At 68.8% G+C, this 14,482-nt stretch carries 14 protein-coding genes and 2 pseudogenes; 5 read left to right on the top strand and 11 right to left on the bottom strand.

Annotated features, from left to right (window positions below; translation table 11 throughout):
- The 3 genes and pseudogenes from AD428_RS12235 to AD428_RS29115 all read right to left on the bottom strand — a co-directional run.
- Window positions 1-1,222, bottom strand: a 1,222-nt coding sequence (locus AD428_RS12235; RefSeq protein WP_053245343.1) for an Nramp family divalent metal transporter, incomplete at its 3' end; no start/stop codon positions are given.
- Window positions 1,223-1,343: 121 nt separating this feature from the next.
- Window positions 1,344-1,733: pseudogene (locus tag AD428_RS29495) on the bottom strand (OsmC family protein); the annotation flags it as partial.
- Window positions 1,728-2,657: pseudogene (locus AD428_RS29115) on the bottom strand (acyl-CoA dehydrogenase family protein); the annotation flags it as partial. The pseudogenes AD428_RS29495 and AD428_RS29115, both read right to left, overlap by 6 nt.
- Window positions 2,658-2,903: 246 nt before the next feature.
- Here AD428_RS29115 and AD428_RS12225 point away from each other — a divergent pair.
- A complete protein-coding gene (locus tag AD428_RS12225; protein WP_053245342.1) occupies window positions 2,904-4,082 on the top strand; it encodes a M20 aminoacylase family protein in 1,179 nt (392 codons plus the stop codon).
- 13 nt (window positions 4,083-4,095) lie between these two features.
- Here AD428_RS12225 and AD428_RS12220 read toward each other — a convergent pair whose 3' ends face one another.
- Together AD428_RS12220 and AD428_RS12215 are read right to left on the bottom strand one after the other, a co-directional pair.
- Window positions 4,096-4,428 carry a YnfA family protein gene (locus AD428_RS12220; RefSeq protein ID WP_053245341.1) on the bottom strand — a complete coding sequence of 111 codons (333 nt, stop codon included), beginning with the start codon at window positions 4,426-4,428 and terminating at the stop codon, window positions 4,096-4,098.
- Window positions 4,429-4,432: 4 nt separating this feature from the next.
- Window positions 4,433-4,813 (bottom strand): MerR family transcriptional regulator, encoded by a 381-nt coding sequence (locus AD428_RS12215; RefSeq protein WP_053245340.1) that lies wholly within the window; start codon window positions 4,811-4,813, stop codon window positions 4,433-4,435.
- Window positions 4,814-4,887: 74 nt separating this feature from the next.
- On the opposite strand from AD428_RS12215, the gene AD428_RS12210 reads away from it, so the two are divergent.
- A complete protein-coding gene (locus AD428_RS12210) occupies window positions 4,888-5,949 on the top strand; it encodes an MBL fold metallo-hydrolase (protein WP_053245339.1) in 1,062 nt (353 codons plus the stop codon).
- Window positions 5,950-5,971: 22 nt separating this feature from the next.
- Here the strand turns inward: AD428_RS12210 and AD428_RS12205 are convergent, their stop codons facing one another.
- Complete coding sequence (locus AD428_RS12205) at window positions 5,972-6,598, bottom strand: LysE family translocator (RefSeq protein ID WP_053245338.1); 627 nt, start codon at window positions 6,596-6,598, stop codon at window positions 5,972-5,974.
- Between the two features lie 106 nt (window positions 6,599-6,704).
- Here AD428_RS12205 and AD428_RS12200 point away from each other — a divergent pair, with 106 nt between their 5' ends.
- Both AD428_RS12200 and metC read left to right on the top strand, forming a co-directional pair.
- Window positions 6,705-7,436 carry a nitroreductase gene (locus AD428_RS12200; protein WP_053245337.1) on the top strand — a complete coding sequence of 244 codons (732 nt, stop codon included), beginning with the start codon at window positions 6,705-6,707 and terminating at the stop codon, window positions 7,434-7,436.
- 94 nt (window positions 7,437-7,530) lie between these two features.
- On the top strand, window positions 7,531-8,715 hold the full coding sequence (gene metC, locus AD428_RS12195; RefSeq protein WP_053245336.1) for a cystathionine beta-lyase: 1,185 nt from the start codon (window positions 7,531-7,533) through the stop codon (window positions 8,713-8,715).
- Window positions 8,716-8,730: 15 nt separating this feature from the next.
- On the opposite strand, the gene AD428_RS12190 is transcribed toward metC, so the two are convergent.
- The 5 genes from AD428_RS12190 to AD428_RS12170 all read right to left on the bottom strand — a co-directional run bounded on the left by AD428_RS12190 (window position 8,731) and on the right by AD428_RS12170 (window position 14,323).
- Entirely contained in the window at window positions 8,731-9,729 is a 999-nt protein-coding gene (locus AD428_RS12190; protein ID WP_053245335.1) for a hypothetical protein, read from the bottom strand.
- Window positions 9,696-10,922 (bottom strand): ABC transporter substrate-binding protein, encoded by a 1,227-nt coding sequence (locus tag AD428_RS12185; protein ID WP_053245334.1) that lies wholly within the window; start codon window positions 10,920-10,922, stop codon window positions 9,696-9,698. Before AD428_RS12185 ends, AD428_RS12190 begins: the two co-directional genes overlap by 34 nt.
- Window positions 10,923-11,249: 327 nt before the next feature.
- The gene (locus AD428_RS12180; protein ID WP_053245333.1) at window positions 11,250-12,140 is read right to left on the bottom strand and encodes an IS110 family transposase; all 891 of its coding nucleotides are present in this window, start codon (window positions 12,138-12,140) and stop codon (window positions 11,250-11,252) included.
- Window positions 12,141-12,258: 118 nt separating this feature from the next.
- Complete coding sequence (locus AD428_RS12175; RefSeq protein WP_053245332.1) at window positions 12,259-13,383, bottom strand: CaiB/BaiF CoA transferase family protein; 1,125 nt, start codon at window positions 13,381-13,383, stop codon at window positions 12,259-12,261.
- 13 nt (window positions 13,384-13,396) lie between these two features.
- Window positions 13,397-14,323, bottom strand: coding sequence for a Bug family tripartite tricarboxylate transporter substrate binding protein (locus tag AD428_RS12170; protein ID WP_053245331.1), 927 nt, complete (start codon window positions 14,321-14,323; stop codon window positions 13,397-13,399).
- Window positions 14,324-14,340: 17 nt separating this feature from the next.
- On the opposite strand from AD428_RS12170, the gene AD428_RS12165 reads away from it, so the two are divergent.
- The coding region (locus tag AD428_RS12165) for an aldolase/citrate lyase family protein (protein WP_369798749.1) at window positions 14,341-14,482 on the top strand (142 nt) is incomplete at its 3' end.

Below are 14,482 nucleotides of genomic sequence, written 5' to 3'. Positions count from 1 at the left end.
CGGCGGCGGCCCATCCGCCGCGCAGCGCATGGCGGCCCATCAGGCTGGCGCGCCGCGCCAGCAGCACCAGCGGCACCAGGGCGAAGGGCAGGGCCAGGCTGAGGATCACCTGGCTCAGCACCAGCAGGCCGTCCGGATCCTGGCCGCCGGAATGAATGAGCAGCCCCACGGCCGCCGCGCCCGCGACCAGGCGCGTGAACAGGGCGCGGCGGCGGTCGCTCCAGCCCTGCCGGACCTGGAATCCGCGCGAAAGAATGCGTCCGGCCAGCACGCCGGTGATGGTCGAACTCTGGCCGGCGGCGTACAGCGCCACCGCGAAGACCAGGGCCGCGCCCAAGCCCAGCGTCTGACCGATGACCGCATGGGCCGCATCCAGGCTGGACACCGCCAGGCCGGCGCCCGACAGCGAGGCCGCCGCCACGATCATGATGGCCGAGTTGATCAGCATAGCCACGCCGAGCGACACCATGGTGTCGTTGCGGGCCACCCGCATGGCCATGCCGCGCGCCTGCGGCGGCAATTGGCGGGCGCGCTGCGCCAGCGAGCCGGAATGCAGGTAGAGGTTGTGCGGCATGAGCGTCGCGCCCAGGATGCCCAGCGCGATCATGAAGCCCTCGGGGTCGCGCAGCGCCCGTCCGGTCTGCGCGACGCCCCCGGCCATCGCGGTCCAGGACGGATTGGCCTCGAAGAGCAGGAAGACGAAAGACATGGCCACCACCGCCAGCAGCGCGGCGATGACGCGCTCGTGCCGGTCGGCGTTGCCGCGGGCCAGGGCCAGCACCACGAAGGTTCCCACCCCCGTGACGGCCACGCCGGCGAGCAAGGGCAGGCCGAAGAGCAGGCGCAGCGCGATAGCGCCGCCGATCAGTTCGGCCAGCGCCGTGGCGAGAATGGCGGCCTCGCCGGCCAGCCAGGCGGCTTTGGCCACGCGCGGGGAAAGATGGCGGGCGGTGAGGGTGGCCAGGTCTTCGCCGGTGGCCAGGGCCAGGCGCGACACCAGCACCTGGAAGCCGAGCGCCAGGAAGGCCGAGGCGAAGACCACCATGAGCAGCCCGTAGCCGTAGCCGCTGCCGCCGGCGATGTCGGTGGCCCAGTTGCCCGGGTCGATGTAGCCGACGGCGACAAGCATGCCCGAGCCCACCATGCGCCGCAGGCTGGCGGAAAGTTGGACATTGTGCCGGGCGGCCCGGCCGCCCGAGATCGCGAGAATCAGACCCGTCATACGGCACTCCTGAGAATGGTTCTCATTTTCTTGAGGTGCCGGGGCCGCGTCAAATTGATTTTGGGCAGGGCGGCCATAGGCGGGCCCAATCGGCCCGCCCTGCGCCGCCGCCCGCGCGCCATCAAGACTTCAGCTTGGCGTCCATGGTGATCCTGGCGTTGAGCGCTTTGGAAACCGGGCAGCCCTTTTCGGCCTTGCGCGCGGCGTCTTCGAAGGCCTGCGCGCTCGCGCCGGGGATCACGGCTTCCACGGAAAGATGCACGGCGGTGATGGCGAAGCCGCCGTCCTGCTTGTCCAGCGTGACTTCGGCCCGGGTGTCCAGGCGTTGCGCGACCATGCCGGACTCGGCCAGGATGTTGGAAAGGGCCATGGTGAAGCAGCCCGCATGGGCCGCGCCCAGCAGTTCTTCGGGGTTGGTGCCTGGCACGTCTTCGAATCGGGTATTGAAACCATAGGGCTGGTCCTTGAGCGCGCCGCTCTGCGTGGATAGCGTGCCCTTGCCGGKCTTCTTGCCCACCTGGTAGCAGAAGGCGCGGCTGGCCTGCAGCGTGGTGTAAAGGTCGGCCACCTTGCCCTGGATGAGCTGGAATTCGCCGATGGGCTGGCCGAACTGCTTGCGGTCGTGGATGTAGGGCACCACCACGTCCATCACGGCCTGCATGATGCCCACCGGGCCGCCCGACAGCACGGCGCGCTCATAGTCCAGCCCGCTCATCAGCACCTTCACGCCGCCGTTGACCTGGCCCAGGACGTTTTCTTCCGGCACCTCGCAGTCCTCGAACACCAGTTCGCCGGTGTGGCTGCCGCGCATGCCGAGCTTGTCCAGCTTCTGAGCCACCGAGAATCCCTTGAAGCCCTTTTCCACCAGGAAGGCCGTGATGCCGCGCTGGTGCGCCTCGGGATCGGTCTTGGCATAGACCACCAGGGTATCGGCATCCGGCCCGTTGGTGATCCACATCTTGGTGCCGTTCAGCACGTAGCGGTCGCCCTTCTTCTCGGCGCGCAGCCGCATGCTGACCACGTCCGAGCCGGCGCCCGGCTCGCTCATGGCCAGCGCGCCCACGTGCTCGCCCGAGATCAGCTTGGGCAGGTATCTGGCTTTCTGGGCGGGCGTGCCGTTGCGGTGGATCTGGTTCACGCAGAGATTGGAGTGCGCGCCGTAGGACAGGCCGATGGAGGCGCTGGCGCGGGAAATCTCTTCCATGACGATCATGTGCGCCAGGTAGCCCATGTCGGTGCCGCCGTATTCCTCGCTGGCCGTCATGCCCAGCACGCCCAGCTCGCCGAATTTGCGCCAGAGGTCCATGGGGAACTGGTCGCTGCGGTCGACTTCGGCCGCCCGGGGGGCGATTTCGGCGAGGGCGAAATTGCGCACCGCCTCGCGCAGCATGTCCAGGTCTTCGCCCAGGTCGAAATTGAGGCCGGGAAGGTTCATCGCTGTCTCCGTGATAGTGGGTACTTACCTCTGTATGGCCGCAGGCAAGCGCGCTGCGATGGCCTCTGCGGGCCCATGATGCGCCGTCCGGCGGGCGCCGCGCAATGATGCACCGCAAATATTACGTTTACGTAAACGTAAATTTGATCCGGGTTTTCCCTAGCCAGCGGGCGGGATCGCCGGGCCGCCGCATGGGTAATATGCCTGCCGGCCGCTGGACAACGAAACACTGCAAGGGAGCAAGCCGTGCCCGGACTATCGGACCTGGAAGACATCGTGGCGCTGAGGCGCGATCTGCACGCCCATCCGGAACTCTGTTACGAGGAGCACCGCACCGCCAAGGTGGTGGCCGACGCGCTGCGCGGCTGGGGCATCGAGACGCATACCGGCATCGCCAAGACCGGGGTGGTCGGCGTCGTCCGCCACGGGTCGTCGGATCGCGCCATCATGCTGCGGGCCGACATGGACGCCCTGCCCATGCAGGAAGAGAACCAGTTCGAGCACCGCTCGCGCCACGACGGCAAGATGCACGGTTGCGGCCACGACGGCCACACCGCCATGCTGCTGGCCGCGGCGCGCCACCTGCAGCGGCACGGCGGTTTCGACGGCACGGTGTATCTGTGCTTCCAGCCCGCCGAGGAAGGCGGGGCCGGCGGCCGCGCGATGATCCAGGACGGCCTGTTCGAGCGTTTTCCCTGCGAGGCCGTGTTCGGCATGCACAACTGGCCGGGCCTGCCCGCCGGCTCCTTCGGCGTGTGCGCCGGCCCCATGATGGCGGCGGCCAACGGCTTTCGCATCACCGTGCGCGGCAAGGGCGGCCATGCCGCCGCGCCGCAGGATTGCAACGACCCCGTGCCCGCGCTGTTCGCCATCGGCCAGTCGCTGCAGACCATTCTCACGCGCAGCAAGCGCCCGCTGGACGCGGCCGTGCTGTCGATTACCCAGGTCCAGGCCGGCGGCAGCGTGATCAACGTGATTCCCGACAGCGCCTGGATGGGCGGCTCGGTGCGCGCTTACAGCGACGAGGTGGTCGGCCTGATCGAGCGCCGCATGCGCGAGATCGCCGGCAGCATCGCCGCGGCCCACGGCTGCGAGGCCGAGGTGTTCTTCGAGCGCCGCTACCCGGCGCTGGTCAATACCGAGGCCGAAACCGCGTTCTGCCTGGACGTGGCGCGCGAAGTGGCCGGCGAGGGCCGCGCGCGGGTGATCGAGCCCGCCATGGCGTCGGAAGATTTCGCATTCCTGCTGCAGGCCAGGCCCGGCTGCTACATCTTCCTGGGCAACGGCGATGGCGAGCACCGCATGGCCGGCCACGGGCTGGGCCCCTGCATGCTGCACAACGCCAGCTACGACTTCAACGACGCGCTCATCGCGCCCGGCGCCACGTACTGGGTGCGGCTGGCCCAGCGCTACCTCGCGCCCTGAGCGGGCCGGGCCCTCAGCCGGCCCGGGATCCGGACATGATCACCAGCATGCCGGCCAGGCACAGGGCCACGCCGATCCAGTCGCTGACCAGGGGCCGCACGCCGTCCACGGCCCACAGCCACATCAGCGCCATGCCGATGTAGACGCCGCCATAGGCGGCGTAGACGCGGCCCGACGCCGTGGGATGCAGCGTCAGCAGCCAGGCGAAGAGCGCCAGGCTGGCCGCGGCCGGCGCCAGCACCCAGGCGGAATATCCCTTGCGCAGCCACAGGTACGGCAGGTAGCAGCCGACGATTTCGGCCAGCGCCGTCAGGACGAAAAGAAACAGGGTCTGGAGCGCCGCCATGCCGTCAGGGCTTGCTTGCCAGCAGTTCGCGGCATTGCCGCTCCTGCTCGGCGATCTCGCGCAGGGTATCGTCGATGTCGCGGCGCTGCTGTTCCAGGGTGAGCCGGTGCTGCTCCAGCACGGCCAGGTACTGGCGCAGCTGCACCTCGGTATCTCCGGGCCCGTCGTACATGTCGATGAGCGTGCGGATTTCCGACAGCTGCAGCCCCAGCCGCTTGCCGCGCAGGGCGAGCTTGAGCCGTGTGCGGTCGCGCGGACCGAAAATGCGGTTGCGGCCCTCGCGCGACGGGCTCACGATGCCCTGGTCTTCGTAGAAGCGGATCGTGCGGGGCGTGACGCCGAATTCGCGCGCGAGCTCGGAGATGGTCCAGGTTGACGGGGGCATGCGGCGTGTGGCAGTTTACGTAAACGTAAATTATGATGACTTGACGCGATCGTCAAGCGTGAAACGAGAGAGACATGAATCCCAACGAGCACCAGCTTCAGTACCCTTTCGCGGACACCCAGCCCGGGCCCGGCCGCGCCTTCGAGGTGGCGGAGGGCGTCAAATGGATCCGCATGCCGCTTCCGTTCGCGCTGGATCATATCAACCTCTGGCTGCTCAGGGACGAGATCGACGGCCGCCAGGGCTGGACCATCGTCGACTGCGGCATTTCGCGCGACGAGGTGAAAACGCTGTGGGAGCAGGTGTTCGAGCGCGAGCTCGGCGGCCTGCCGGTGCTGCGCGTCATCGTCACGCACATGCACCCCGACCACGTGGGCCTGGCTCACTGGCTGTGCCAGCGCTGGAACGCGCCGCTCTGGATGACCATGACCGATTTCATGGTGGCGTCGCTCTGGTCGTCGCGCACGGACGGCGGCGGCCCGGGCGGGCAGTCGGCAGTGGATCATTTCGCGCGCCACGGGCTGGTGGACCCCGCCGCGCAGGCGCAGATCCGCGAGCGCGCCAACTACTATCCCAACCTGGTGCCCGCCATGCCCGGGCACTACGCCCGCATCATGCACGGCGACCAGCTGCGCATCGGCGGGCGGCCCTGGCGCGTCATCGTGGGCTACGGCCATGCGCCCGAACATGCGTCGTTCCATTCGCCCGACCTGGGCGTGCTGATTTCCGGCGACATGGTGCTGCCGCGCATTTCCACCAACGTCAGCGTGTTCGACTACGAACCCGACGCCAATCCCCTGCCTCTCTATCTTCGTTCGCTCGAGCGCTATGCCGACCTGCCCGGCGACACGCTGGTGCTGCCTTCGCACGGGCGTCCGTTCAAGGGCCTGCACGAACGCATCGCGCAGCAGCAGGCGCACCACCGCGACCGCCTGCAGGACGTGCTGGATGCCTGTCGCGCGCAGCCGCAATCCACGTCGGACATCGTGCCGGTGCTGTTCAAGCGCAAGCTGGACCTGCACCAGCTCACCTTCGCCATGGGCGAGGCGCTGGCGCACCTGCATGCGCTTTATTTCGAGGGCAGGCTCACGCGCCGCCTGGGCGACGACGGCATCATGCGTTTCGCTGCGGCCTGAGGCCGCGCAGCCGGGGGGCGCTTCAGCGCGCCGCCGTGGCCAGGCGCACCGCCAGGCCCACGAATACCAGGGCCGCCACGCGGTTGAGCCAGCGCTTGGCCGTGACCGAGCGCTGCAGCAGTTCGCCGAACGCGCCCGAGAAAAACGCGATGGCGCCGAACACCAGCAGCGTGGCCAGCATGAACACCGCGCCGAGCTGCACGGTCTGCCAGCCCACGGCGCCGCGCGCGGGCGAGGTGAACTGCGGCAGGAACGCGAAGAAAAACAGCAGCACCTTGGGATTGGTGAGGTTCATGATGATGCCGCGGCGGTACAGCGCGCCCGTGGCCAGCGGCGCGGGCCGCTCGCCGTCGTCGGCCCGCACCGGCGCGCGCAGGATCTGCCAGGCCAGATAGGCCAGGTAGGCCGCGCCCAGCAGCTTGAGCGCCGTGAAAGCCATTGGCGAGGCCGCGAACACGGCCGCCAGCCCCAGCGCCACCGCGGCCGTGTGGCCCAAGAGCCCGGTGCACAGCCCGAGCACCACGAACATGCCGGCCTTGCGGCCCCACACGGCCGACTGCATCAGGACGAAGAGATTGTCCGGCCCCGGCGCGAGCGCCAGCAGCGCGGCGATGCCGAAAAACGCGATGAGGGTGTCGATGGGTAGCATGGATGTCGCCTGGAATGGAATGTCGCCGCCCGCGCATGCCGGGCCGAGATGGCATGATACGGTGAAATTTCCCCGGCCTTGCGCCGCCGACCCGGAGAGACGGACCATGCAGGATTCTCAATCGCGCCCCGACGCCCAGCTGGAAACCTGGCTGCGCGAGCGTCACAGCTGCCGCGCCTTTCTGCCGCGGCCCGTGCCGCGCGCGGTCATCGAACGCATTCTGGAGCTGGCGCAGCGCACCGCGTCGTGGTGCAACTGCCAGCCCTGGCAGGTCGTCGTCACCGAGGGCGAGGGCACCGGCCGGCTGCGCGAGGCGCTGCTGCGCCGCGCCGCGATGCCGGGCTTCACGCCCGACATCCCGTTTCCGCGCGAGTACCGCGGCGCCAGCCTGGCGCGGCGGCGCGAATCCGGGTTCCAGCTCTATGACGCCGTGGGCGTGGCACGCGGCGACCGCGCGGCATACCGGCGCCAGGAGCTGCGCAATTTCGCGCTCTTCGACGCGCCGCACACGGCCATCGTCACCAGCGACGAGGCGCTGGGCGAATACGGCGCCATCGACTGCGGCGGCTACGTCGCCAACTTCATGCTGGCGGCCCAGGCCAACGGCGTGGCCACCGTGGCGCAGGCCTCGCTGGCCATGTACCCGGAAACGCTGCGCGAGGTGCTGGGCATCGGCGCGGACCGCCGCGTCGTGTGCGGCATTTCGTTCGGCTATGCCGACGCCGCGCATCCCGCCAACCGCTACCGCACCCGCCGCGCGGGCCTGGACGAAGCGGTGAGATGGTTCGCCGGTCAGGGGGAACATGTCCTGGAGCGCGCGGGCCCGGGCGCGGTATAGTCTCCCGACGATTTCCCGACGCCTGGCGGCGGCGCATGCCGCGCGGCAGGGCGTGCGCGGCGCCGGAACATTCACCCGAGAGCACTTCCTGACGATGCACAACAAGCATATCGATACGGTTCTTCAGCATGCGGGCACGGCCCCGTTCGACCCCGAAAACGGCGCCGCGCCCGTGCCTCTGCCCTCCATGCGCGCGAGCACCGTGCGGTTCCGCGACCTGGCCTCGCTCGAGGCCGCGCAGCGCCGCAAGGCCGCCGGCGAGCGCGCCATCACCTACGGCCGCATGGGCATGGACACGCATGCCGCGCTCGAAGACGTGTTCAAGCAGCTCGAGGGCGGCACCCACTGCTATCTGGCGCCCTCCGGCCTGTCGGCCATGACGATGGTAATGCTGGCCCTGTGCTCGGCCGGCGACCACGCGCTGATCTCCGACTGCGTCTACGGCCCCATGCGCGAGCTCGACGACGCGGTGCTCAAGCGCATGAACATCGAGATCAGCTACTTTTCCGCGGACGACGACCTGGAGGCGCTGGTGCGCCCCGACACGCGCCTGCTCTATGTGGAATCGCCCGGTTCGCTGCTCTTCGAGATGCTGGACATGGGCGCCATGGCCGCTTTCGCGCAAAGCCACGGGCTGGCGCTGGCCACCGACAACACCTGGGGTTCGGGCTACATCTACCGGCCGCTGTCGCTGGGCGCGCAGGTGTCCGTCATTGCCGGCACCAAATACGTGGGCGGGCATTCCGACCTGATGCTGGGCGCGGTGGTCACCAACGACGCGGCCATCGCCAGGAAACTCAACCGCACGCAGTACGCCATGGGTTACGCCATCAGCGCCGACGATGCCTGGCTGGCGCTGCGCGGCGTGCGCACCATGCCCATCCGCATGGCGCAGCACGCGCGTCATGCGCTCGAGGTCTGCAAGTTCCTGCAATCGCGGCCGGAAACCGTGCGCATCTTCCATCCGGCCTGGCCCGCGGACCCCGGCCACGCGCTGTGGCAGCGCGACTGCCTGGGGTCCAACGGCATGCTGTCGGTGGAATTGCGGCTGAGCCCGGAGCAGGCGCGCCGCTTCGTCGACGGCCTCACCCTGTTCGGCATCGGCTTTTCCTGGGGCGGCTACGAAAGCCTGGTGCAGCTCGTTTCGCCCAAGGACCTGGCCAAGCACCGCTACTGGGGCGAGGGCGACAATGCGCTGGTGCGGCTGCACATCGGCCTGGAGTCGCCCGACGACCTCATCGAGGATCTGGGCCGCGCGCTGGACGAAGCGCAGCGCTGACCGGCGGCGCGGGCTTCAGGCGGCCCGCGCCCGCATGATCCATCCGCCCACCCGGGCGGCCAGCTCCTCGCTGTTGTCGTCCATCATCAGCATGTGCGAGTTGCCGGCGATGCCCATGTCGGCGAGTTTCCACATCTCGACCCGCGCGCCTTGCGCCGCCAGGGCGGCGGCATAGGCTTCGCCGGAAGCGGCCAGGCGCGTCCATAGCGGCGTGGCGTCCAGGTAGTCTCCGTACACGAACAGGAAGGGCTTGTCCGTTACGGCGGCCGCCTGCACGGCTTCGGAAAAGCCCGAGGGCTCGATGCCGATCAGGCCGCGCACCAGCGCCGGCCTTTCGTGCAGGGCGCGGAACGCCACTTCGCCGCCGTGGCTGTGCGCCAGCACCAGGCAGGGTCCGATGCGGTCCAGCGCCGCGCAGAACCCGCGCAGCGCCGCGTCGTTGTTGCCCGGCCAGCGCGGCACCGCCTGCGGCAGGAAGGCATCGAACGCCGCCACCGGAAAGCGCTGGCCGTCGAAGGCGCGGCGGCTGGCGAAGTCTTCGGCGCGGCCGAAGCGGAACAGCGACCAGCTTTCCTCGGCGGTGCGCATGATGGGCGCGTCCGGCCATACCTGCGTGAACGGCGCCCAGCCGGCACGGCCGCGCTCCACGTTGTCCACCACGTACACGGCATGGCCCAGGCGCAGGAAATGCCGCAGCCAGCCGGGGCGGCCGTCCGGCGTGTGCTCCCACATCGCGCCCGTCATGCCGCCGCCGTGCAGCAGCACCAGCGGCAGCGGCTGGGCCAGGCGGGCCGGAACGAAATATTGCACGTAGGCCTGCTCGAAGCGGTACAGGCCGTTGGGGTCGTAGGACAGCGAGGCGGCGCGCGTGAAGGCGATCTCGCGCACGGGCTCGCCTTCGATGCGCACCGCCCGGCCACCCGCATAGAAGCTGCCTACGTCGGCCAGGGCGATGGGCTCGTCCGTCGGGGCAGACCCGCTCACGGCCTGCCTCCCTGCCTGACCAGCGGGCATTCGCTCTGCGACAGCGGCCAGGCGAGGTCGTCGCCGGGAATGGTGCGCACGACCTGGTAATAATCCCAAGGCTGCGTGGACTGCGCGGGCGTCTTCACCTGGGCGAGCAGCATGTCGCGCACCACCAGGCCGTCCGCGCGGATGTGCGCATGCAGGCTGAACGGGTCGTTGATGGGCAGGGACTTCATTTTCGCCATGACCGCGTCGGCGTCCGTGGTGCCGGCGGCCTGCACGGCGCGCAGGTAGTGCCGCACCGAGCCGTACACCCCGGCCTGCAGGAAAGTGGGCGGATGCCCCACGCGCTGCTGGAACTTGCGGGTGAAGGCGCGCGTGCCGTCGTTCATGTCCCAGTACGACGGCACGGTCAGGTAGGTGTGCTGGGCGACGGCCAGGCCCAGGCTGTGCACGTCGGTCAGCAGGAGCAGCATGGCGGCGAGCTTCTGGCCGCCGGCCGCGATGCCGAACTCCGCTGCCTGCTTGATGGCTGAGATCGTGTCGCCGCCCGCGTTCGCGATGGCGATGATCTGCGCCTTGGAAGCCTGCGCCTGCAATAGGAAGGACGCGAAATCGGAGGCATTGAGCGGGTGGTACACCGTGCCCGCCACTTCGCCGCCGTGCGCCTGCACCACCGCCTGCGTATCGGCGGCGAGCTGCTTGCCGAAGGCGTAGTCGGACGCGAGGATGAACCAGCGCTTGCCGCCCTCGTTGACCACGGCCGTCGCGGTGCCGCGGGACAGCGCATACGTGGTGTACGTCCACTGGATGCCGTAGGGCGAGCACTGGGCCTGCGAGAGCGCGGTGGTGCCCGCGCTGGATACCAGCAGCAGCTTCTTCTTTTCGCGGGCCACGCCCTGCACGGCCAGTGCGACCGCGGAGTTGGGCACGTCCACGATCACGTCCACCCCGTCGGCGTCGTACCATTTGCGCGCCATGCCGCTGCCGATGTCGGGGCGGTGCTGGTGGTCGCCCGAGATCAGGGTGATGGGCTTGCCCAGCGCCGAGCCGCCCATTTCCTCGATGGCGAGCCGGGCGGCCTCCACCGAGCCCTTGCCCGTGGCGTCGGCCGTGACGCCCGCCATGTCGGTCAGCACGCCGATCTTGACGCCGTCGGCGTCGTTGGCGGACGCGGAAAATGCGGCCAGCGCCAGGCACAGGCCCAGCGCCGCGCGGCTGCGCAGCATGTGTGTCTTCATGGTCTCCACCCTCTGTGCGCCGCCGGAAGACGGCGGGTCTTGTTGTGCAGGCAGTGTAGCGCCGGCCCAAAGAATCTATGGTCAGCCCGATTTTTGCAAGCAAGTTCGTGTTGGCGTAAATTGGGCTTGCTCAAATCTATTCGGAGTCGGTTGGGGACAGGTCCCCCGCTCCATGATGAGAGTCGCGCCCGGCAAACCTCAAAAAAGCCCTCAGCATCTAGGTGCTGGATTCTTTGCCAGGTTTTTTGCCAGGCCGTTGAGCCGTTTATGTCTTCACGTACTCGCGTCGCAAAACCAGGAAGTGACAGCGTAAAACGGTGATGAAGCTCAGGCTGCTGCTACAGCCTGCTGACTTCGGTAGTTCGTTCCGTTGGCGAGGATGGCCCAGGCTATCCTCGCCAATTTATTGGCCAGCGCACAGGCCACCAGGTTCGAGTGGCGCCTTGCCAGCAGCTCGCGCACCCAGATGCCCAGCCGGTCCGTGCGCTGCTCGACGCGTTGCATGATCGCTCGTGCACCCTGCACCAGCAGCCGCCTGAGGTTTTTGTCGCCGCGTTTGCTAATGCCCAGCAGCGTGGGCTTGCCGCCCGTGCTGTACTGCCGTGGCACCAGGCCTACCGAGGCGGCGAACTGGCGTGCCGAACCGAATTGCTGCGCATCGCCTAGTTCTGTCATCAGCACGCTCGCCGTGATCGGCCCGATGCCGGGGATCTCCAGCAGCCGCTGGCTGCGTTCATCCTCGCGCAGTTGCTGGCACAACTCGCGCTCGATCTGGGCGATTTGCTCGTCCAGATACTTGAAATGGGTTTGCAGCCGTTCAAGCAGTGCCACCAACCGGGGCGGCAGCTCATGCTCGGCCAGCACCGCCGGCAGGCGCCGGATGATTGCCTGGCCACGGGGTCGGCTGATGCCGAACTCCAGCAAAAAGGCGTGAAGCTGGTTGATCACGCCCGTGCGCTCGCGTACCAGCGACTCCCGTACACGGTGCAGCGCCGAGACGGTCTGCTGGGCCTCGTTGCGAACGCTCACGAACCGCATGCTTGGACGCGAGGCGGCTTCGCAGATCGCCTGCGCATCGGCGAAGTCGTTCTTGTTGCCCTGCACAAAGGGGCGCACAAACTGGGGCGAGATCAGCTTGGCCTGGTGACCCTCATCCTGCCCGTGCAGATGGAAGCTATGCTTGCCCAGATCGATACCAATCAGCGTGACGGTGTTCATGAGAGGTCTCCCAGAAAGAACAATCCCCACTCAGCGTACCGCTTCGTGGGGATCGGGCTGACCATCTCATTAAGCCCGGCGGTTGCCGGGCGGCAGGGCGGCGTCGCGGAACGCGCGTTCAGGTTTCGGCGGGCGGGGCGAGCTCGGGCGGCAGCTTGCGCAGCGTGGCCGGCGTGCGCGAGAGCTTGATGGGCGAGCCCACGCCGCGGTATTCGCCTTGCTCGAGCACCATGCCGCGATGGCGCGTATGCGGGTGGGCGAGCGCCTGGTCCACCGTCTGCACGGCGGCGGCCGGCACGCCGTGGCGCAGCAGCCTGTCGGCCAGCGCGGCGGCCTCGTGCCGCGCAAGCAGCGCGGACAGCTCCGCGCGCAGCGCATCGCGGTTGCGCAGCCGGTCGGCGTTGAAGGCGAAGCGCGGATCGGCCGCCAGCGCCGGCGCCTCCAGCGCCTGCGCCAGCAGCGCGAACTGGCGGTTGTTGCCGACGGCCAGGAAGATCGGGCCGGAGGCGGTGGGCAGGGTTTCGTAAGGCGCGATGTTGGGATGCGCGTTGCCGGTGCGCGCCGGCGTCTTGCCGCTGTAGAAGTAGTTGGCGGCGTGCGGATGCAATAGCGACAGCGCGCAGTCGTAGAGCGTGATGTCCAGGAACTGGCCCAGCCCGCTGCGGTGGCGCTCGTTGAGCGCCAGCAGTACGGCCACGGCGGCGTTCAGCCCGGTGACCATGTCCACCACGGGCAGCCCCACGCGCGTGGCTTCGCCGCCGGCCTCGCCGTTCACGCTCATCAGGCCGCACATGGCCTGCGCGCACGCATCGTAGCCGGGCAGGCCGCCGAGCGGGCCGTCGGCGCCGAAGCCGCTCACGCGGCAATGGACGAGGCGGGGAAACGCCTGGCTCAGCGTGTCGTAGCCCAGGCCCCACTTCTCCAGCGTGCCCGGCTTGAAGTTCTCGACCAGCACGTCGGCCCCGGCCAGCAGCCGGCGCAGCGTTTCCTGCCCTTCGGGGCGGGACAGGTCCAGCGTCATGCCGTCCTTGTTGCGGTTCACGCCGATGAAGTAAGAGGCTGTCTCGCCCAGGAAGGGCGGGCCCCAGCCGCGCGTCTCGTCGCCGCCGGGCGGTTCTATCTTGAGCACGTCGGCGCCGTGGTCGGCCAGGATCTGCGTGCAGTACGGCCCGCCCAGCACGCGGGAAAGGTCGATCACTTTGCAGCCGGCCAGCGCGCCGGCATTGGGAAGCTTGGGGGACATGGCGGACGTCCGGTCAGTCGATGGATACGTGGGCGCTCTGAATCACTTCGCGCCACTTGGGAACCTCGGCCTCGATGAAGCGCGCCAGGCCTTGGGGCGTGTGGTCTTCGGCTTCGACGATGCCCTGGCTGTGCAGGGTCTCGCGGATGGCGGGATCGGCCAGCGCGGCGTCGAACGCCTGGTTGAGTTTGGCCACGACATCGGGCGGCGTGTTCTTGGGCGCGACGATGCCGAAGAACACGCTCACGTCGTAGCCCTTGAGGCCCTGCTCCGAAATCGTGGGCAGGTCGGGCAGCGCTTCCGAGCGCTGCGCGCCGGCCAGGCCGATCGCGCGCAGCTTGCCGGCCTTCACATAGGGCAGGGCGGTGAGTATGTCGGTGAACGACATGGACACCTGGCCGCCCAGCAGGTCGTTCAGGGCGGGGCCGGTGCCCTTGTAGGGAATGTGCATGATCTGGGTGCCCGCCATCTGGTTGAACAGAATGCCCGCCAGGTGCGAGGACGCGCCGTTGCCCGAGGAGGCGTAGCTCAGCTTGTCGGGGTTCTGCTTGGCGTAGGCGATGAGTTCCTGCACGTTGCGGGCCGGCACGGAGGGGTGCACCACCAGGATGTTGGGCAGGTGGCCGATGCGGATCACGGGCGCGAAGCTGGTGCGCGGATCGTAGTTCTGGTTCTTGTACAGGCTGACGTTGATGGCCAGCGGGCCGGAGGTGCCGAAGAGAATGGTGTAGCCGTCGGGCTTGGCCGCGGCTACGTATTCGGAGCCGATATTGCCGCCCGCGCCGCTGCGGTTTTCCACCACCACGGTCTGGCCCAGCGGCTGCTTGAGTTTTTCGGCCAGCCGGCGGGCCAGCGCGTCGGTGGGACCGCCGGGCGGGAAGGGAACGACCAGCGAAATGGGCCGCGAGGGGTAGGCGTCGGCGGCGTGGGCTGAACGGATTGCGGTCTTTGCTGTTCGTGCCCGCTAATGCGCCGGCATTCATCGAGCGCGCGCACGAGCGCGGCGCGGACGCCGTCATCCTCGACCTGGAAGACGCCGTGCCGGCCGAGCAGAAAGAGGAAGCGCGCCAGCGCGTGGCCGGCGCTTCGCGCAAGCTGG

The organism is Achromobacter sp. DMS1, from assembly GCF_001270295.1.
This window is presented reverse-complemented; position numbering and strand designations above follow the sequence as displayed.